17 protein-coding genes and 3 tRNA genes are annotated in these 18,671 nt (G+C 60.4%); 12 read left to right on the forward strand and 8 right to left on the reverse strand.

Features of this window, described 5'->3' with window-relative positions; translation table 11 throughout:
* Positions 1 to 14 precede the first annotated feature (14 nt).
* The 3 genes from gmk (at position 15) to AC1D11_RS11725 (ending at position 3,236) form a co-directional block, all read left to right on the forward strand.
* Positions 15 to 635 (forward strand): guanylate kinase, encoded by a 621-nt coding sequence (gene gmk / locus AC1D11_RS11715; protein ID WP_477651217.1) that lies wholly within the window; start codon positions 15 to 17, stop codon positions 633 to 635.
* 41 nt (positions 636 to 676) lie between these two features.
* Positions 677 to 880: a DNA-directed RNA polymerase subunit omega gene (rpoZ, locus tag AC1D11_RS11720; RefSeq protein WP_011482283.1), complete on the forward strand. Its 204-nt coding sequence runs from the start codon at positions 677 to 679 to the stop codon at positions 878 to 880.
* 109 nt (positions 881 to 989) lie between these two features.
* A complete protein-coding gene (locus AC1D11_RS11725; protein ID WP_477651218.1) occupies positions 990 to 3,236 on the forward strand; it encodes a RelA/SpoT family protein in 2,247 nt (748 codons plus the stop codon).
* Here AC1D11_RS11725 and greB read toward each other — a convergent pair.
* The 5 genes from greB to hrcA all read right to left on the reverse strand — a co-directional run bounded on the left by greB (position 3,233) and on the right by hrcA (position 5,516).
* A complete protein-coding gene (gene greB / locus AC1D11_RS11730) occupies positions 3,233 to 3,799 on the reverse strand; it encodes a transcription elongation factor GreB (protein WP_477649607.1) in 567 nt (188 codons plus the stop codon). The two genes, AC1D11_RS11725 and greB, sit on opposite strands and share 4 nt — an antisense overlap.
* Positions 3,800 to 3,843: 44 nt before the next feature.
* Positions 3,844 to 4,098: a hypothetical protein gene (locus AC1D11_RS11735; protein WP_477649606.1), complete on the reverse strand. Its 255-nt coding sequence runs from the start codon at positions 4,096 to 4,098 to the stop codon at positions 3,844 to 3,846.
* Positions 4,099 to 4,291: 193 nt separating this feature from the next.
* Positions 4,292 to 4,368 (reverse strand) — tRNA-Arg (locus AC1D11_RS11740).
* Between the two features lie 27 nt (positions 4,369 to 4,395).
* Positions 4,396 to 4,472, reverse strand: a tRNA-Ile gene (locus tag AC1D11_RS11745).
* A 24-nt stretch (positions 4,473 to 4,496) separates the two neighbouring features.
* Positions 4,497 to 5,516 (reverse strand): heat-inducible transcriptional repressor HrcA, encoded by a 1,020-nt coding sequence (gene hrcA, locus AC1D11_RS11750; protein WP_477649605.1) that lies wholly within the window; start codon positions 5,514 to 5,516, stop codon positions 4,497 to 4,499.
* 49 nt (positions 5,517 to 5,565) lie between these two features.
* On the opposite strand from hrcA, the gene AC1D11_RS11755 reads away from it, so the two are divergent.
* The 3 genes from AC1D11_RS11755 to rapZ are packed head-to-tail and all read left to right on the forward strand — an operon-like array spanning position 5,566 to position 8,969.
* Entirely contained in the window at positions 5,566 to 6,441 is an 876-nt protein-coding gene (locus AC1D11_RS11755) for an NAD kinase (protein ID WP_477649604.1), read from the forward strand.
* 18 nt (positions 6,442 to 6,459) lie between these two features.
* Positions 6,460 to 8,103, forward strand: coding sequence for a DNA repair protein RecN (gene recN, locus AC1D11_RS11760; RefSeq protein ID WP_477649603.1), 1,644 nt, complete (start codon positions 6,460 to 6,462; stop codon positions 8,101 to 8,103).
* Positions 8,103 to 8,969, forward strand: coding sequence for an RNase adapter RapZ (gene rapZ / locus AC1D11_RS11765; RefSeq protein ID WP_477649602.1), 867 nt, complete (start codon positions 8,103 to 8,105; stop codon positions 8,967 to 8,969). The genes recN and rapZ overlap by 1 nt, the downstream gene beginning before the upstream one ends.
* 53 nt (positions 8,970 to 9,022) lie before the next feature.
* Here the strand turns inward: rapZ and mutY are convergent, their stop codons facing one another.
* The 3 genes from mutY to mutM form a co-directional block, all read right to left on the reverse strand.
* The gene (gene mutY, locus AC1D11_RS11770) at positions 9,023 to 10,078 is read right to left on the reverse strand and encodes an A/G-specific adenine glycosylase (RefSeq protein ID WP_477649601.1); all 1,056 of its coding nucleotides are present in this window, start codon (positions 10,076 to 10,078) and stop codon (positions 9,023 to 9,025) included.
* 78 nt (positions 10,079 to 10,156) lie between these two features.
* Positions 10,157 to 12,133 carry a dynamin family protein gene (locus AC1D11_RS11775; protein ID WP_477649600.1) on the reverse strand — a complete coding sequence of 659 codons (1,977 nt, stop codon included), beginning with the start codon at positions 12,131 to 12,133 and terminating at the stop codon, positions 10,157 to 10,159.
* A 71-nt stretch (positions 12,134 to 12,204) separates the two neighbouring features.
* Positions 12,205 to 13,020, reverse strand: coding sequence for a bifunctional DNA-formamidopyrimidine glycosylase/DNA-(apurinic or apyrimidinic site) lyase (gene mutM, locus AC1D11_RS11780; RefSeq protein ID WP_477649599.1), 816 nt, complete (start codon positions 13,018 to 13,020; stop codon positions 12,205 to 12,207).
* 119 nt (positions 13,021 to 13,139) lie between these two features.
* On the opposite strand from mutM, the gene AC1D11_RS11785 reads away from it, so the two are divergent.
* From AC1D11_RS11785 to AC1D11_RS11810, 6 genes are all read left to right on the forward strand, one after another.
* A complete protein-coding gene (locus AC1D11_RS11785; RefSeq protein WP_477649598.1) occupies positions 13,140 to 14,912 on the forward strand; it encodes a tetratricopeptide repeat protein in 1,773 nt (590 codons plus the stop codon).
* A 56-nt stretch (positions 14,913 to 14,968) separates the two neighbouring features.
* Positions 14,969 to 15,448 carry an outer membrane lipoprotein LolB gene (locus AC1D11_RS11790; protein ID WP_477651229.1) on the forward strand — a complete coding sequence of 160 codons (480 nt, stop codon included), beginning with the start codon at positions 14,969 to 14,971 and terminating at the stop codon, positions 15,446 to 15,448.
* A gap of 84 nt (positions 15,449 to 15,532) precedes the next feature.
* On the forward strand, positions 15,533 to 16,465 hold the full coding sequence (gene ispE / locus AC1D11_RS11795; RefSeq protein ID WP_477649596.1) for a 4-(cytidine 5'-diphospho)-2-C-methyl-D-erythritol kinase: 933 nt from the start codon (positions 15,533 to 15,535) through the stop codon (positions 16,463 to 16,465).
* A gap of 87 nt (positions 16,466 to 16,552) precedes the next feature.
* Positions 16,553 to 16,629 (forward strand) — tRNA-Gln (locus AC1D11_RS11800).
* 228 nt (positions 16,630 to 16,857) lie between these two features.
* Entirely contained in the window at positions 16,858 to 17,832 is a 975-nt protein-coding gene (locus tag AC1D11_RS11805) for a ribose-phosphate pyrophosphokinase (RefSeq protein ID WP_457282195.1), read from the forward strand.
* 110 nt (positions 17,833 to 17,942) lie between these two features.
* Positions 17,943 to 18,638, forward strand: a complete 696-nt coding sequence (locus AC1D11_RS11810; RefSeq protein ID WP_431098044.1) for a 50S ribosomal protein L25/general stress protein Ctc — start codon at positions 17,943 to 17,945, stop codon at positions 18,636 to 18,638.
* Positions 18,639 to 18,671: the final 33 nt, after the last annotated feature.

Raw genomic sequence — 18,671 nt, forward strand, 5'->3', positions numbered from 1 at the left:
ACCGCCCAGGACGCATGGACTACCCCGGAAACCTCTTTGTTGTAGCCGCCCCCAGCGGGGCCGGCAAATCCAGCCTGGTCAAAGCCCTTCTGGAACTGGATTCACGCATCCAGCCCGCAGTGTCACACACCACACGCCCTCCGCGCGGCCAGGAAAAGCACGGCAGGGAGTACTTTTTTCTCTCGCCCGAGGATTTTGACGGCATGGTGCTGCGTGACTCCTTCCTGGAATGGGCACATGTGCACGGCCACCGCTACGGCACCTCGCGGCAGACCATTGAAGAGCGAATCGCCACCGGCGCCGACGTGATTCTGGAAATAGATTTTCAGGGTGCGATCAACATCAAACGGATTTTTGCCAATGCGGTGCTGATTTTCATACTCCCGCCAAGCTGGGAAGAGTTGCGCTCGCGCCTGCAGCGGCGGGGCGAAGACAGTGCCGAAGTCATCGAATTGCGGCTCAAAAACGCGGCCACCGAGATGGCCCAGGCCCGCGAATTCGACTTCGTTATAATTAACGAGTTATTTGAGCGGGCAGTTTTCGACCTGAAAACCATTGTGCATGCCCAACGGCTCAAGTTTTCGGCCCAGCGGCGAGCCCGCGCCGAAACCTTCCAGGCCCTTCAAATTCCCTGATTTCACCGCTTTACCCGTTATCGATCACACCGGAGATCACCATGGCCCGCATTACCGTTGAAGACTGCCTCGAAAAAATCCCGAACCGCTTCCAGCTGGTTCTGGCTGCCACCTATCGTGCACGCATGCTCAGCCAAGGGCACGCCGCCAAGATTGAAAGCAAGAACAAACCTGGCGTCACCGCTCTGCGCGAGATAGCAGAAGGCAAGATCGGCCTTGAAATGCTGAAAAAAGTGCCCTCCTGAGTCAACTCTGGCAACGCAAAAAAGCACCGCAACGCGGTGCTTTTTGCATTTATGGCGTCATAAAGTCCATTTTTTTTACGATTTATTCATGCCGCGATACATTTAAGGCATGAGCGCCATGCTTTCGCCTGTTGTTTCCAGCAAGTCGACCCCCGCCGCCGCCAACGCAGCAGCGGCAAGCTTTGCTGCGCTCACGGCGAAACTCGACTACATGAGCGCTGCCGACATTGACAATGTCCGGCGCGCCTATCGCTTTGCAGATGAGGCCCACCTGGGCCAGCTGCGCAACAGCGGCGAACCCTATATCACCCACCCTATAGCCGTCGCACAACAATGCGCCGAGTGGAAGCTGGATGCCCAGGCGCTCATGGCCGCCCTGCTGCATGACGCCATTGAAGACTGCGGTGTCACCAAGCCCGAGCTGATCGAGCGTTTCGGCGCGCCGGTGGCTGAACTGGTGGACGGGCTGACCAAACTCGAAAAGCTGGAATTCAACACCCGGGAAGAAAACCAGGCGGAGTCTTTCCGCAAGATGCTGCTGGCCATGGCACGCGACGTGCGGGTCATCCTGATCAAGCTGGCTGACCGGACGCATAACATGCGCACGCTGGGCGATGTCCCGCGCGCCAAATGGACCCGGATCTCGCGCGAAACCCTGGACATTTACGCGCCCATCGCCCACCGCCTGGGCCTGAACACGACCTACCGGGAATTGCAGGACCTTTCCTTCCAGCACCTGCACCCCTGGCGCTACGCCACCTTGACCAAGGCGCTGCAGAAGGCCCGCGGCCGCCGACGCGACGTGATCAAGCGGGTGCAGGGAGAGGTCGAATCGGCCTTTACCGGCGCCCATGTGCCGGTGATGATCTCGGGACGAGAAAAGACGCTGTACTCCATCTACCGCAAGATGGATGAAAAGCACCTTTCGTTTGCCCAGGTGACCGATCTCTATGGGTTTCGGGTGATCGTGAAAGACCTGACGACCTGCTACACGGCCATGGGGGTGTTGCACCAGCTCTACAAACCCCTGCCCGGAAAGTTCAAGGACTACATCGCAATCCCGAAGATCAACGGTTACCAGTCACTGCACACCACACTGGTTGGCCCCTTCGGTACCAACATCGAGTTCCAGATGCGCACCGAAGCCATGCATGTGGTGGCGGAATCCGGGGTCGCAGCGCACTGGCTTTACAAGGCCACCGACCCGGATGGCGACGCTTCGCAGCGGCTGGGGACCCAGTGGCTGCAATCGCTGCTCGACATCCAGCAGGAAACGCGCGATGCGGCCGAGTTCTGGGACCACGTCAAGATTGACCTGTTTCCTGAGGCGGTCTATGTGTTCACGCCGAAAAGCCAGATCATGGCCATGCCGCGTGGCGCGACCATCGTGGACTTTGCTTACGCCATTCACAGTGACGTGGGGCACCGCGCCGTGGCGGCCAAAGTCAACGGCGAGCAGGTGCCGCTTCGGTCCGAGTTGCATAACGGCGACGTGATCGAAATCATCACGGCTTCGGTCTCCAGCCCCAACCCCGGCTGGCTGGGATTCGTACGCACGGGGAAAGCCCGCTCCAAAATACGCCACCATCTGAAAACCATGGCGCTTTCCGAGTCGCAGGATCTGGGCGAGAAAATGCTCGCACAGGCGTTGCGTGCCGAGGGCATCGAACGCGAACGTCTCCCCGACGACGATGAGGCCCACCACGCCACCTGGGAAAAGATCCTGCGTTTTACCGGCAACCGGTCACGTGCCGATCTGCTGACCGACATCGGGCTGGGCAAACGGATCGCCAGCATGGTGGCCAAGCGCATCGTCACCCTTCTTGCCGAAAACGGTGAAAAACCCAATGCCCTGCTCATGAGCCGCGAACGCTACACCGCCCATGAGTCTGTGTCGCAAGGCGCGCTGGTGATCGATGGAAGCGAAGGCGCCTCCGTGCAGTTTGCCCCCTGTTGCCGCCCGATTCCTGGCGACGGCATCGTGGGCTACCTGGGGCGCGGTGAAGGTCTGGTGATACATACCGATGACTGCGCTGTCGCCAAGCGACTGCAGCACCGTGACAGCGAGCGTTTTATCGCCGTGGACTGGTCAGACGAGCCGGTGCGCACGTTTGAAACAAACCTCCTGGTCACCGTCTCCAATGGGAAAGGGGTCCTGGCGCGAGTGGCGGCTGCATTGGCCAGCGCCGAGGCGGACATTACCCATGTCGACATGGGCCAAGAGCCTTCGCATGACGCCACGGACCTGCGCTTCGGCGTGGCCGTGCGCGACCGCATCCACCTGGCTTCCGCCTTGCGCAGCGTGAAACGCACACCTTCCGTGCTGCGGGTGCAACGCGCCAAATCGTCCGGCTAATCAGCTGTCGACTTGTCCGGTGCGGGATACTCCACTTTCAGTACCTCGAGCGTCTGTACACCCTGCGGAGTCACGAGACTCACTTCATCGCGAACACGCGATTTGAGCAGCGCTCTGGCAACGGGAGATATCCAGCTGATTTGCCCCAGGGCGCTGTTGGCTTCGTCAATGCCGAGAATCGTCACGACCCGTTCGACTCCTTCGCCATCGGCGTAAGCCACTGTCGCGCCGAAAAACACCTGGTCGCTACCGTGGTGCACCGACGGGTTGCTGATTTCCGCAATTTCCAGTCTCTGCGTCAAAAACCGGATTCGTCGGTCGATTTCCCGCAGGCGCTTTTTGCCGTAGTGGTAGTCGCCGTTTTCGGAGCGATCCCCATTGCTGGCAGCCCAATGAACGATTTCCACCATTTTGGGCCGTTCGCTGTCGATCAGGTCCAGAAGTTCGCTGCGCAGGTGCTCGTAGCCCTGCGGAGTGATGTAGTTTTTGCCGCCTGCAGGCAGGGGCGCGAGCGTCAGCTCGTCGTCCTCCGGCTCAGTTTCTTTGGTAAAGGCTTTGTTCATGCTCCGGCCACCATAGCATTCATGGCTGCCGGCCATGAATGCACCTAAAAATCTTCCATTTTCAGCACGAGGGGATTTTCAGGCGTGTAGCTCACACCTGCCACGACCAGATCTGTGGCCCGGGCGTGAATCATTTCAGCATCCTGTTCATACGCTTTTTTCAGGGAATCCGGCCCAGGCGCGGCGCCGAAGAACTCCTCCATCGCCTCGCGCGAAATCCTCACGGGGATGGTGCTGCCCGCGTATGACAAGCCAAAACTGAGCCACTCGCCGTGGTCCTCTACATTCAGTGATCCCATGTTTCTCCTCCGGAATTAGGCTTCCAGAATAGCGGAGCTCTTGTTGGGCGTACAGCCCGTCCGGCGCCGCCCAGCCCCAGGAAAACCACTATCGCACTGGCAGCGGTATGAAAAAGGCCCCTAAAAGTGGGCCCCGGAAAGAAAAATAGCCTAGAGGGATGAGCCTCTAAGCTATTGAAATCACTTAAGAAAGTGGTGCGGCTGGCAGGAATTGAACCCACGACCCCTTGGTTCGTAGCCAAGTACTCTATCCAACTGAGCTACAGCCGCTAAGCCTCAAATTATAGCTTATTTAAATGGTAGGGCGTGAGTGACTTGAACACTCGACCAAAGGATTATGAGTCCTCTGCTCTAACCAACTGAGCTAACGCCCCACTCAAGGGATCGATTGTAAGGGCCTACTTGCTATGGCTGAGCGCGGTGCTCACCAGCTTGGAGGTGATGTCGACAATCTGGATCATTTTTTCGTAAGGCATACGCATCGGCCCTATCACGCCCAGGGTTCCCACGACCTGTCCGTCGACTTCATAAGGGGCCGTCACCACAGACAGTTCCTGATACGGAATCACCTGGCTTTCGCCGCCGATGTAAATCCGGACTCCCTCGGCGCGGCTCGAAACATCGAGGAGCCGCATAAGTTGCGCCTTTTGCTCGAAGAGATCAAAGAGCTTGCGCAGGTTACCCATGTCACCGGAAAAGTCGCTGACGGCCAGCAGATTGCGTTCGCCGGAAATAACCACCTCGTCGCGCGACTCGATGGCCTCCGAGCTGACCTTGACCGCCGCCTGCATCAACGTGGCGATTTCACCGCGAAGGGCTTCCACCTCGTTCTTCAGGCGCTCCCGCACCTCTTCGATTGCCATGCCGGCGTAATGTGAATTGAGGAAATTGGCCGCTTCAACCAATTGGGACTGCGTGTAGTCCGCCTCGGTGAAGATGACCCGGTTTTGCACATCGCCATCGGGCGAGACGATGATCACCAGAAAACGTTTTTCGGACAGGCGCAGGAACTCGATATGGCGAAAGACCGACGTCCGGCGTGGCGCCATGACGACACCCACGAATTGCGACAGGCTCGACAGCATGTGTGCCGCATTGCTGAGCACTTTTTGGGGTTGATCAGGTGCCAGTCGCGGCGCACCTATGTGGCCCGACGACGACAAGGAGTCGCGCTGGGTGGTCAACATCGTGTCCACAAAGAGCCGGTAACCCCGCGCTGTGGGAATACGCCCTGCCGAGGTGTGCGGGCTGACAATCAGGCCAAGCTCCTCGAGGTCGCTCATCACATTGCGTATAGTGGCCGGAGACAGTTCAAGGCCGGAAGCCTTTGAGAGCGTGCGCGAACCTACCGGCTGCCCATCGGCAATGTAGCGTTCAACGAGCGCTTTCAGCAGCAATCGGGCACGATCATCAAGCATGGTGCCATTCTACGAAGCTTCGGTTGCCATGTTGTGATGTAATTTGCCGATGAAGTCGCAATTTCGCCATGTCGCATTGATCGGCAAGTACCACGCACAAGGTTCCCGGTCAGCACTGGAGGAGATCGCACACTTCCTGGGCACCCAGGGTTGCGATGTGGCGATCGAGCAGGACACCGCCAGCAACACCGGCCTGACCCGGTTCCCGACTCTTGACGCAGCCGGCATAGGGGCCCAGTGCGACCTCGCCCTCGTCGTGGGGGGAGACGGCACCATGCTGGGCATAGGCCGGCTACTGGCCCAATTCGGCATCCCCCTGGTGGGCATCAACCAGGGCAGGCTGGGGTTCATCACCGATATCGCCTTTGAGGACTACCAGAACACACTCATACCCATGTTGCGTGGCGAGTATGAAGAAGATCGACGCTGGATGATGCAGGCCGAGGTCGTGCGTGACGGCAGGTGCGTCTTCAGCGCCACCGCCATGAACGACGTTGTCGTGAACCGCGGAGCGACCGCCGGCATGGTGGAACTCCGTGTGGAGGTGGATGGCCGCTTTGTGGCAAACCAGCGCGCAGATGGCCTGATCATCGCCTCGCCGACCGGCTCCACGGCCTATGCCCTTTCAGCTGGAGGGCCCTTGCTGCACCCATCGATTGCCGGCTGGGTGTTGGCGCCGATTGCACCGCATACCTTGTCCAACAGGCCCATTGTGCTGTCGGACTCGGGCGAAATTACCATTGAAATCGTCTCTGGCCGCGACGCCAGCGCCAACTTCGACATGCAGTCGCTGGCAAGTCTGTTGCATGGCGACCGCATCACCGTCAGGCGCTCCGAACACCAAATGCGTTTCCTGCACCCCAAAGGCTGGAGCTATTTCGACACGCTCCGGAGAAAGCTGCACTGGAACGAAGGCGTGGCCTGACCGGCCAGGATTCAAGTTATGAGCCTCAAAACCATATCGCTTCGCGACTTCGTCATCGTCCACAAGCTTGAGCTGGATTTGTCCGGCGGCTTCTCGGTGCTCACCGGTGAAACCGGTGCGGGTAAATCGATCCTGATTGATGCACTACAACTGGCGCTGGGCGCTCGAGCCGATGCCGGCGTGGTTCGCGAAGGCGCCGCACGCTGCGAAATCAGCGCAGAGTTTGACAGCCCCGCAGGCCTGGCCCCCTGGCTGGAACAAGCCGGCTTCGACAGCAGCGAAACCCTGCTGCTCAGGCGCACGATAGACGCGCAAGGTAAAAGCCGCGCCTGGATCAATGGCAGCGCGGCAACGGCCACCCAGCTCAAGGACATCGCCGACCAGTTGGTGGACATCCACGGCCAGCATGCGTGGCAAAGTCTGACCCGCCCCGACGCGGTACGCGGCTTGCTCGACTCCTATGCGGAAGTCTCTACCGGCGAGTTGTCACGCCTCTGGCAACAATGGCGGCTCGCCCAGAAAACATTGAACGACGCACGCGAAGCGCAAGACAGCCTGCAGCGCGAACGTGAGCGACTGGCGTGGCAAATCGGCGAACTCGACAAGCTGGCACCCGGGGCCGCCGAATGGGACGAGCTGAATGCCCAGCATGGGCGGTTGTCCAACGCGCAGGCTCTGCGCGATGCCGTACAGGCCGCCGTTGACGCATTGCAGGAGTCCGACGGGAACGCCACTGCACTGCTGGGACGGGCCATTGCATCGTTGCAAGGCCAGGAACACATCGAACCCGAGTTCAAGGGCATCCTCGAGGTGTTAAATGGCGCTCTGGCCCAGATGGAAGATGCAGTGCATTCGCTCAATGGCTATGCGCGGCACGCCGAGCTGGAACCCCAAAGGCTGGCCGAACTCGACGAACGTCTTTCGCTGTGGGTCAGCCTGGCGCGACGTTACAAGCGCACCCCAGCCGAACTGCCTGAATTGCTGGCCTCCTGGCGGGCCGAGTTGCACAAGCTCGACGAAGCCGCCGATCTGGTTCAACTGGAAAAAAACGAAAGCCAGGCAAAGTCAGCCTACCTGGACGAAGCCGGGCAGGTGTCGAAGGCGCGCAGCAAAGCTGCACCCAAACTCGCCAAGGCCATTACCCAGGCCATGCAGGGCCTAGGCATGCAGGGCGGCAAATTTGACGTTGCTCTCAGCAAACTTGAACAACCAGCCCAGCACGGGCTGGAGCAAGCCGAATTCCTGGTAGCAGGCCATGCCGGCAGCACACCTCGCCCCGTGGGCAAGGTCGCCTCCGGCGGCGAGTTGTCGCGCATCGCGCTGGCCATCGCCGTCACCACCAGCCAGCTGGGGCAGGCGCAAACGCTCATATTTGATGAGGTTGATTCGGGCGTGGGGGGTGCCGTGGCCGAAACCGTCGGGCGGCTGATGAAACAACTGGGTAAAGACCGGCAGGTCATGGCAGTCACCCATCTGCCCCAGGTAGCCGCCTGTGCCGACCAGCACCTTGTCGTTGCCAAGCGGGCCGAAAACGGCACCACCCTCAGCACCGTAGACCATGTCAACGGGGAACAGCGCGTGGCTGAAATCGCCCGCATGCTCGGCGGCGAGCGGCTTTCCGGTACTACGCTGGCCCACGCCAAGGAAATGCTGGGACAGTGATGGCAGCACTGGAAATGGTTCTTATCACCGGCATGTCGGGTTCCGGAAAATCGGTTGCCCTGCATGCACTGGAAGACGCCGGTTATTACTGCGTCGACAACCTTCCACCGGAATTGCTGACGCCCTTCGTCGCACTGGAGCAGCAGCACGGCGCCCAGAAAGTTGCCATTGCCATGGACGTGCGAAGCGCAATCTCGCTTCCCCTGGTGCCCCAGCAGCTGCGACAGTTGCGCGCCTCCGGCGTGGCGGTGCAATCCCTCTTCCTGGATGCCAACACCGAAACGCTGGTACGCCGCTTTTCCGAAACGCGCAGGCTTCACCCTCTGTCGCGCATTGACGCCTCCGACCAGCACCGGGCATTGGTAGACGCCATAGAGCTGGAGCGGGAGTTGTTGGGCGAAATGCGCGAGCAGGCCCACGTGCTCGACACCAGCATGATCCGCTCATCACAGCTACAGGGCTATGTAAAGTCGCTGATCTCCGCTCCCAGCACTCAGCTCACGCTGGTGTTCGAATCCTTTGCCTTCAAGCGGGGCGTGCCGCTAGACGCGGATTACGTGTTTGACGTTCGCATGCTGCCCAACCCTCACTATGAGTCGGGTTTGCGCCACCTGACCGGGCTTGATGAGGCCGTGGCAAGCTATCTCAAGGCCCACACGGAAGTGGGCGACATGTTCCGCCATATCGAGCAGTTTCTCAGCCATTGGCTGCATGCACTGGTACGTGACCACCGGAGTTATGTGACCGTGGCCATCGGCTGCACCGGTGGCCAACACCGTTCCGTCTACCTTGTCGAGGAATTGGCCGCAGCTTTCGGCCAGCAGTGGCGAACGCTGAAGCGGCACCGCGAGCTTGATGCCGTTTGACCCCAAACAAAGCTGAGCGCGGGGGCTTCATCCCCGGCGCCGCGGTCGGCTGCCTAGACGTCCCGTTCCAGCAGTTTGCGTATGGGCGCGGGCAGCCCCAGTGCAGGCCATTCGGCAGGGCCGAACCACGCACCTGGCCGTTCATCCGCAACCAAAGACCGGGGCATGGTTTGCCCGGCCCGAAAGCCTGCAATCCAAGGCGACAGGTGCAAGTCCTTGTGCGTCAGCACGTGGACAAAGCCTGGCAGCGGATCGAGCCTTTCCCGCAAGGAAGCCGGCAAATCCGCAGTCAGTGCCTCATCACTCTCAAAAACCGGCAGGCAATAAAGCCCACCCCAGATTCCCCGGCCGGGGCGCTTTTCAAGCCAGACCGAACCATCCGGCTTCTGCGCCCACAACAGACTCAGCGCCAGCGCACTGCGCTTGAGCTTTCGTGTCTTCACGGGATACTTGCCGGGATCGCCGGCGGCAAAACCGCGGCACAGCGTTTGTACCGGGCATAACAGGCACTGGGGCTGGCGGCCTACGCAAATCGAGGCACCCAGATCCATCAGTCCCTGCGTATAGCGTGGCATGGTTTCGGGCAGGTCCTGCTCGGGCAGCAGCTCTGCGGCGGTGTCCCATAGCGCACGCTCATTGGCACTTTGGGCAAGATCGGCGGAAAAACCCAACACCCGCGTGAGCACCCGTTTGACGTTGCCATCCAGAATGGCAACACGTTCGCCAAAACAAAACGAGGCGATGGCTGCGGCAGTTGAACGGCCTATGCCCGGCAGGGTCTGGAGCAGCTCTGCCGTCTCGGGGAACCGCCCGGCATGCAATGCCATGACATCCTGAGCGCAGCGGTACAGATTGCGCGCACGGCTGTAATAACCCAGTCCGCTCCATAACCCCAGCACCTCGTCTTCGGTAGCAGCAGCCAGCTCCTTCACCGTCGGGAAGCGCAAGAGAAATCGCGCGTAATAGTCCAGAACCGTTGCGACCTGGGTTTGCTGCAACATGATTTCAGACAGCCACACGCGGTAAGGATCACGTGTGTTCTGCCAGGGAAGGCTGTTGCGTCCGTGCGAAGCCTGCCAGCGCACAATTTCCCCGGCAAATCCGGGCAACTGATACGAGGCCGTTTGCTTGACAGCAACCGTTTTCCGCCCCGCAGGGGTCTTGGTGGATTGCGCCCGCGTCAACGCTCAGGCAGCCTCGGGCACTGCGGCATTTTCTGCGGCAGCGGCGCCATCCGGCGTCTTGGACTGCGCTGAAGAACCCATAAGATGGGAGGTCAGCTCCGTGAGCTTGTTGTCCAGCTCATCGAGTACACGCTCCTGAATATCGATTTCAGCGATCCGTTCATCCAGACCGGAAGCCGCTTGCTGGATGCGCTCGATAGCTTCAAGCCTGCGGCCGAAATTGCGCCGCCGCTCGCGCAACTGTGCATCAAGCTGCGATGCCGCCGACTTGTTCCAGAGCTCCACTTCGCCAAGGGCGGATTCGTAGACCACCCGCAGGCGCGTGGCCAGGGCTCGCACCAGCCGCTCGGAAAATTCCGGCTGCGAAAGTTTCAGAACATTGCCCACACCAAGATATTGCAAGTGGCTGCGCTCAATTTGCTCCAGGTCGTGCTCATAACGGATCAGTTCGGGTTCTTTTGGCGCCTGCAGCGAAAAACTGAATTCGGCATTAAGCTGGCGAAACGAGGCAGTCAACATGGACTGGATTTCACTGCTCATGATCTGCGACTTCTGCAGTCCCTCGCGAAGGCGCGAAAAAGTCTGGCCATAGGCCTTCTTCACGCCCAGCTTGATGCCCGGCTGCTTCAGCGCATGTGTCAGCTCGGCCAGTTCAGCCTTGAGCGTCGGAGTGCTGAGCAGATTGAATACGTCACGAAGCAATTTAAGGTGGACTGAACGTACCGCATGAATCTTCGAACCGCTGGTGTCGAACTCAGCCTGCTCCTGCTCGATGCGGCTGCGCATGTGTTTAATCACCGAGACGTTCTTACCTCTCAGGCCACGCAATTCAATCATCTGTTCGGCCAGATCGCGCCGGCGAATGTGCATGGCCCGCCCCGCTTCGGTCCGGAGTTCGCTGATACCGCCCGACACCGCAGTACGCAGGATTTTTTGGCGCTGTCCCATCACGCCCTGCCCCAATGCCAGCTCGAGGGCCGGCAGGTGGCTGGCTTCCAGCAAGGCCTTGTCTCTCGTGACCTTGGCCACCAGCCCTTTTTGGGCCGATACGGGAATGACCTGGGATTCAGGCAGACCCAGGATTTCAGCAGACGTTGCACGCTGCTTGTCGATCTGTGCCTGCACTTGTTCGGGCGTGCTTAACGCATCCCAAAGGGTGTCGATCTTGTTGAGCACCACCAGGCGCGCATCGGTGCCGTCACCGTCGGTGATCAAATGCTCGCGCCAGATGGCGAGGTCGGACTTGGTAACACCGGTATCGGCCGCCAGGATGAACACCACGGCATGGGCCTGGGGGATCAGGCTCACCGTCAATTCGGGTTCTGCGCCAATGGCATTGAGACCCGGCGTATCCAGGATGACCAGGCCCTGTTTGAGAAGCGGGTGCGCAATATTGATCAGTGCATGGCGCCACTTGGGCACCTCTATCAGGCCGTCAGCGCCTACGCGCGGGTTGTCTTCCGGGCTGCTGTCATGCCAGAACCCAAGAGAACGGGCTTCGTCCTGGGTGACATGGCGAACTTCGGCCACTTTCTCGAGCGCCTGCGCCAGTTGCGCCGGGTCATTCACGTCCAGATCGATCCGCGTCCATTTTTCGGGTACCGCGCGCCACTCCATGAGGGCCTGCTTCTGCAGGCGCGTCTCGATGGGCAGCAGGCGCAGGCAGGGGGGCACATCCGCGTCGTAGCCCAGCTCGGTCGGGCACATGGTGGTACGGCCAGCGCTCGCCGGCATGATGCGGCGGCCATAACCGGCGAAAAAGATCGCATTGATCAGCTCGGACTTGCCGCGCGAGAATTCGGCCACAAAGGCGACCATGACCTTGTCGGAACGTACCTGTGACTCGAGTCGCTGCAGGCGCTCCTCAACCGCAGCATCCAGCAGGTCATGGTCCTTCATCCACTCTGCAAGCAGTTTCAGGCGTAATGCAAATTCGCGCCGCCACGTGCCGTGCTGGTCAAATTGTTCGTTAAAAGACATCGGTCTACCGTAAAGTGTGTCGGTCAATATAGCATCGCAAACCCGAAAGAACCATTGGCGCGTCTACGGACTCACGGTTTCTGGCAATTCGCACAGTAAAAAGTGGACCTTTGCCCCTGCCGGAGGGTCTTTACCGGCGCGCTGCACACCCGGCAGGGCAAGCCAGCGCGGTCGTAAACCATGGCCTCTAGCTGGAAATAGCCCGTTTCACCCTGTGCATTCGAAAAGTCCCTCAGGGTGCTCCCCCCCTTTGTAACAGCCTGGGCGAGTACCTGGCGGATCGCCCCGTGAAGCAAGGCCGCACGGGGCTTGCTGATCCGGCTTGCCCGGGTGGTCGGCCGGATTCCGGCCAGGAACAGGGCTTCCGACGCATAAATATTGCCGACACCAACCACGGTCTCCCCGCCCAGCAGCACCTGCTTGATCGCCGTTTTCCGCAGTTTCAGTGCCTGGTGAAAGCTTTCCGAGTCAAAAGCGTCCGTCAGCGGCTCGACGCCGAGCCGGCCAAGCAGCTTTTGGGCGGCAGGCGCACCTTCATCGCTGGCATACACCACAGCCCCGAACCGGCGCGGGTCGTTCAGACGTAAAGTACCCTGGCTGGTGGCCATTTCAAAGTGGTCGTGCTTGCCCAAGGCGGGAAAACCGTCGCCAAAAGCCACACTGCCGGACATTCCGAGGTGGATCAGCAGCAGCCCGTTGCTCAGGTCCACCAAAAGATATTTGCCGCGGCGGCGAACCGCCAGCACCTTCCGGCCGGCAAGCTTGTGCGGCGCGCAGCCCAGCGGCCAGCGCAGGGGCTTGCCCATCTCGACGCGCTCAATGACGGCGCCGGCGATACGGTCCGCAAAGCTCAACCGGGTGACTTCGACTTCTGGCAGTTCAGGCATCGTTTTGTAACTATGGGTGCTGGTTCATGGGTGCAAGATGGCAGCGATGGGCTGGCCGGGGATCAGGGCCGCGGCGTAAAGCGGCAGCGCAGCCGTGGAGCTTCAATTATCATGGTTCGATGAAGAAAAAAATTGGCCTTGCCATCAGCGGCCTGTGGCTGGCTGTTCCCCTGGTCCTGGCGCAGACCGAAGAACCGCTCCTGGCTGCGCCCTCAACGCTTGTCGAGGCCAAAGCCGCACAGGAAGCGACTCCATCATCGCAGCTGGACGGCGCCCTTTTTTACCAGCTGCTGGTGGGTGAAATGACCCTGCAGGAAGGCGAGCCCGCCGCAGGATTTGCGCTCATGCTGGACGCCGCCCGCAAAACCGGCGATGCGCAGCTCTACCAGCGCGCTACGGACATCGCATTGCAGTCGCGCTCTGGCGACGCCGCACTGCAGGCAGCCCAGGCCTGGAAGGCAGAGCAGCCCGCCTCGCGGGACGCAAACCGTTATGTCCTGCAGATCCTGGTGGCATTGAACCGGATTGCCGACACGACCGAACCGCTGCAAACCGAAATCCGGCTCGCTCCGGAAGTGGAACGTGCTGCGGCATTGACTGCGGTACCCCGCATTTACGCGCGTGTGCCCGACAAAAAGCTGGCCAGCACGGTGGCCGAAGAAGCGTTGGCCACCTACCTGAACAGCCCCGCCACCGCCAGCGCCGCCTGGACCACGGTGGGGCGCATGCGGCTGGCCTCCGGCGACAGCAACGGCGCGCTTGCGGCAGCCAGGCGCGCGCAGGCTGCAGGCCCGCTCTCCGAAGGCCCGGCCCTGGTCGGGCTGGAACTGATGGACCCGAAACAGCCTGAAGCAGAAAATCTGGTCCGCAAATACTTTGAAGGCAACGCCAAAGCCCTGCCTGAAGTGCGGATGGCCTATGCGCGCGCGCTGCTGGATGCCCAGCGCTACGCCGAAGCCGCCGCCCAGCTGCAAGTGGTGACCCGCGAAAAACCCGAGCTTCCCGAAGGCTGGCTGGTGCTGGGCTCCCTGCAATTGCAGGACAACCAGCTGGCACAGGCACAAACCTCGCTGGAGCGCTACGTCACCCTGGCCCAGCAGCAGACCGCCGAGGGCGAGCGCAACCGCGGCCTGGCCCAGGCCTACCTCTCGCTGTCCCAATTGGCCGAAAAACGCAAGGACTATGCGGCGGCAGAAAGCTGGCTGGCCAGGATTGAAGATTCCGCTGACCTGACCCAGGCCCAAACCCGGCGCGCCTCCATCCTTGCCAGCCAGGGCAAACTGGAAGAAGGACGCCAGCTGATCCGCAAGCTCCCCGAACGCAACGCTGCGGACGCAAGACTGAAATTGAACGCAGAAGTAGGCCTGCTCCGTGAGTTCAAGCAGTACCAGCTGGCCCATGATGTGCTGGCGCAAGCCCTGGCAAAAAACCCCGACGAAACCGAACTGCTGTACGACCAGGCCATGATGGCTGAAAAGCTGGGTTCGATGGATGAAATGGAACGTCTGCTGCGGCGCGTCATCCAGCTCAAGCCCGACTACCACCACGCTTACAACGCCCTGGGCTATTCATTTGCAGATCGCAGCGTGCGCCTGCCGGAAGCGCGTGATCTGATTCGCAAAGCGCTCGAATATGCGCCCGCCGATCCATTCATCAAGGACAGCCTGGGCTGGGTCGAATTCCGAATGGGCAACACCTCGGAAGCCATCAAGATCTTTGAAGCCGCTTACAAAGCCAAACCGGACGCCGAAATCGCGGCCCACTTCGGTGAAGTGCTCTGGACAACGGGCCAGCGTGACCGCGCCGTGGCCATCTGGAAAGAAGGCCGGCTGCTGAGTCCCGAAAACGAGACCCTGCTCGAGACGCTCAAGCGCCTGCGCGTGAAGCTGTGACGGGAATTCGCGTCCTGCTGCCTGCACTGCGTGTCCACCTGGTCCGTCTGGGCCTGGTGTGCGCCTGCGCTATTGCTCCTCTTTTGATAGCTGGTTGCGCTCAACCGCAAAGGCTTTCGGGCACAAATGCCTCAAAAAATGAGCTTCGGACAGGCCGTATCAGCCTGCAGGTCCAAAGCGAACCCGTGCAGTCCTTTTCGGCCAGCTTCGAGCTCAAGGGCCAACCCGAGCGCGGCGAACTCTCGCTGATCAGTCCTTTGGGCAGCGTGCTGGGTGTGCTCCGCTGGTCGCCCGGTGAAGCCGTACTCGACTCAGGCAATGGCAAGATCCAGCGGTTTTCCTCGGTGGATGAGCTGATGGCCCAGGCGACAGGTGCGGCCGTCCCGGTGACCGCGCTCTTTGCCTGGCTGCAGGGCGACAATGCCAGTGTCAGCGGCTGGTCTGCAGACCTTTCGCGTTACGCGGAAGGCCGCATCACGGCCAGGCGGGTGCAGCCGGCACCCCCAGCCGACCTGCGTGTGGTCCTTGACCAATAATTCCGGGACGGATGTCCCGGCTTCTCCGCAAGGCCTCCTGTACCTTCACCCTCCTGGCTCCTGTTGCTTTGGCACTCCCAGTTCATGACGACCCATACCGCCCCCGTCCGATACGCCGCGCAGCCGCTCAAAGCCCTGTATGACGTGCCGGCGCCCGCCAAACTGAACCTTTTCCTGCACATCACCGGACGCAGGCCCGACGGCTACCACCTGTTGCAATCCGCATTCATGTTGATCGACTGGTGCGACACCCTGCACTTTGAACTGCGCCCCGATGGCCGGATCACCCGGGAAGACCTTGGCCAACTCAACGGGGGCAACCCCCGCGAATCCCAGGCCTTGCCCGCTGAGGACTTGTGTGTACGGGCAGCCAGAGCGCTGCAGGCGGCTTGCGGCACGCCTTTGGGCGTTCACATCGGCCTGCAAAAAAGCGTCCCTTCAGAAGCCGGCATGGGTGGGGGCTCATCCGACGCCGCCAGCTGCCTGCTGGCGCTGCAGCGGCTTTGGGGTGTGCGCCTGCCGACCCCAAAACTGCAAGCCATCGCCCTGTCGCTGGGCGCCGATGTCCCCTTTTTCCTGTCCGGTGGCCACGCCTGGGTGGAAGGCATTGGTGAAAAAATCACGCCGCTGGCCCTGCCGCCAGCCCGTTTTGTGGTGGTCAAGCCTCCTGCCGGCGCCTCCACGCCAGGAATTTTCAGCGCGGCAGGGCTCAAACGTGACACAGAAACTGCTACAATCCAAGGCTTTGCTGCAAATGCTGAAGGCCCTTTGAGATCGGTTGATTTCGGATTCGGCCGCAACGACTTGCAGCCGGTAGCGCAGGAGATATGCCCGCAGATTGGCCAGTCGATTGACTGGCTGAAAACGAAACATCTTCAAGGGCGCATGACCGGCTCCGGAAGTGCTGTATTTGCGCAACTGCCGCATGGCACGGATTTCACGGATTCAGGTTTGCCTGATGACTGGATAGTCCGGACATGCAGCAATTTGGAGGTGCATCCTCTGGCCGGTTGGTAAAATAACCGCTCTTTGAAGTGCGCTTTCAAGCGACCATAAATGGAAAAGTTTATAGGTCTGTTGTTGGCAACAACAACTGTCCTGTGTAGGGGTGTCGCCAAGCTGGTTAAGGCACCGGATTTTGATTCCGGCATTCGCAGGTTCGAATCCTTCCACCCCTGCCAAATTACTCGCCGTGGGCCGTAGCCCCGGTGTTGCGGTCCCGCCCGGAGCGGGCCCGTGTGACTCCTGACAGACCCGCGTGATGTGTATCAGCGGGTCTGTGTGTTTTTGGAAACACGCCAGGCAAGCGGCGCTCACTGCCAAGCCCGTTGCAACGTGTTGTCCCGTGCGTATTTTGCTTCGATAAAAATTTCAGCCACGTTCAAGTCCTTGTAGCAGCTGGGCCCCACATGCAAACGCACCATCCCGACTTCATGGTTTTCACCGGCAATGCCAATCCGAGCATGGCCTCCGACATCGCCCAGCACCTGGGCATTTCACTGGGTGCAGCCCATGTCGGCCGCTTTTCGGATGGCGAAGTCACCGTCGAGATCCAGCAGAACGTTCGGGCCCGTGATGTGTTTGTGGTGCAGTCGACCTGCGCACCCACCAACGACAACCTGATGGAACTGCTCATCATGGTCGACGCGCTGAAACGGGCTTCGGCCGAGCGCATCGCCGCGGTGATCCCGTATTTCGGCTATGCCCGGCAAGACCGCCGCCCACGTTCGGCGCGGGTGCCGATCACGGCCAAGGTGGTGGCCAACATGCTGCAGGCCGTAGGCGTGTCGCGTGTTTTGACGATGGATCTGCATGCCGACCAGATCCAGGGCTTTTTTGACATTCCGGTCGACAACATTTATGCGTCGCCAGTGCTGCTGGGCGACCTGCGGCAGAAGAATTACGCCGACCTGATGGTCGTGTCGCCCGATGTGGGCGGCGTGGTGCGCGCCCGGGCGCTGGCCAAGCAGCTGGGCTGCGACATGGCCATCATCGACAAACGCCGCCCCAAGGCCAACGTGTCTGAAGTGATGCACGTGATCGGCGACATCGAAGGCCGCAACTGCGTGATCATGGACGACATGATCGACACGGCCGGCACGCTGGTGAAGGCGGCTGAAGTGCTGAAAGAGCGCGGCGCCAAGAAAGTTTATGCCTATTGCACGCACCCGATTTTTTCGGGCCCGGCCATTGACCGTATCGCCCAGGGCGACGCACTCGATGAAGTGGTGATCACCAACACCATTCCGCTGAGCGCCCATGCAGCAAGCTGCAAGAAGATTCGCCAGCTCTCCGTGGCGCCGTTGATCGCCGAAACGATTCAGCGAATCGCCAAGGGAGAGTCGGTCATGAGTTTGTTTTCGGACCAGGACAACCTGTTCTGATCTGAAGCAAAAAGTAGCTGCCCTCGCCCCATGATGTTTGTCATGAGGCAAAAGCAGCTTTTTAAACCAGAACGAGACTGGTCGCGGTCCGTTCTTTATTGGAGTTGATTATGAAATTCGTCGCTTTTGAGCGCGCAAAGCAGGGCACGGGTGCGAGCCGCCGTCTCCGCATCACCGGCCGTACGCCCGGTATTGTTTACGGTGGCACCGGTGAACCCACGCTGATCGAAATCGATCACAACGCGTTGTTCCACGCCATCAAGAAAGAAGCGTTCCATGCTTCCATCCTCCAGATGGAACTGGCAGGCAAAGAACACAAGGTTCTGCTGCGCGACCTGCAAATGCACCCGTACAAACAGCAGATCCTGCACATCGACTTCCAGCGCGTGGAAGCCAAGACCAAGATGACCGTGAAAGTGCCCGTGCACTACAGCGGCGAAGAAGAGTCTCCGGCCGTCAAGACCGAAAACTGCCTGGTCAACCACGTGATCACCGAGCTGACCGTGTCCTGCTTCCCTGCCGACATCCCCGAATTCATCGCCGTCGACCTGAAGGGCCTGAAGAAGGGCTCACCGCTGCACATCAAGGACATCACCCTGCCAAAGGGCGTGAAGTTCGTGGCCAAGGGCCAGGACAACCCGGTTCTGGTGTCGGTGTCTGCCGTTTCCGAAGAAGCCGAGGCCGATGCCGCAGCAGCCGCTGCAGCAGCCGCACCGGTGGATCCGAAAGCCGCTAAAGCTGCTGCCGCCAAGGAAGCCAAAGCCGGCGCCAAGGCCGACGCTGCCAAGCCTGCCGCCAAGAAGTAATTAACCCACTTCACGCTCAGGCCTGAAAAGGCT

It is taken from the genome of Polaromonas sp. P1_E11 (assembly GCF_056405995.1).

Coding starts and splice junctions, on each gene's coding strand:
- gmk (WP_477651217.1), top strand. CDS start 15: ATGGACTACCCCGGAAACCTCTTTGTTGTAGCCGCCCCCAGCGGGGCC.
- rpoZ (WP_011482283.1), top strand. CDS start 677: ATGGCCCGCATTACCGTTGAAGACTGCCTCGAAAAAATCCCGAACCGC.
- AC1D11_RS11725 (WP_477651218.1), top strand. CDS start 990: ATGAGCGCCATGCTTTCGCCTGTTGTTTCCAGCAAGTCGACCCCCGCC.
- greB (WP_477649607.1), bottom strand. CDS start 3,799: ATGAACAAAGCCTTTACCAAAGAAACTGAGCCGGAGGACGACGAGCTG.
- AC1D11_RS11735 (WP_477649606.1), bottom strand. CDS start 4,098: ATGGGATCACTGAATGTAGAGGACCACGGCGAGTGGCTCAGTTTTGGC.
- hrcA (WP_477649605.1), bottom strand. CDS start 5,516: ATGCTTGATGATCGTGCCCGATTGCTGCTGAAAGCGCTCGTTGAACGC.
- AC1D11_RS11755 (WP_477649604.1), top strand. CDS start 5,566: ATGAAGTCGCAATTTCGCCATGTCGCATTGATCGGCAAGTACCACGCA.
- recN (WP_477649603.1), top strand. CDS start 6,460: ATGAGCCTCAAAACCATATCGCTTCGCGACTTCGTCATCGTCCACAAG.
- rapZ (WP_477649602.1), top strand. CDS start 8,103: ATGGCAGCACTGGAAATGGTTCTTATCACCGGCATGTCGGGTTCCGGA.
- AC1D11_RS11775 (WP_477649600.1), bottom strand. CDS start 12,133: ATGTCTTTTAACGAACAATTTGACCAGCACGGCACGTGGCGGCGCGAA.
- mutM (WP_477649599.1), bottom strand. CDS start 13,020: ATGCCTGAACTGCCAGAAGTCGAAGTCACCCGGTTGAGCTTTGCGGAC.
- AC1D11_RS11785 (WP_477649598.1), top strand. CDS start 13,140: ATGAAGAAAAAAATTGGCCTTGCCATCAGCGGCCTGTGGCTGGCTGTT.
- ispE (WP_477649596.1), top strand. CDS start 15,533: ATGACGACCCATACCGCCCCCGTCCGATACGCCGCGCAGCCGCTCAAA.
- AC1D11_RS11805 (WP_457282195.1), top strand. CDS start 16,858: ATGCAAACGCACCATCCCGACTTCATGGTTTTCACCGGCAATGCCAAT.
- AC1D11_RS11810 (WP_431098044.1), top strand. CDS start 17,943: ATGAAATTCGTCGCTTTTGAGCGCGCAAAGCAGGGCACGGGTGCGAGC.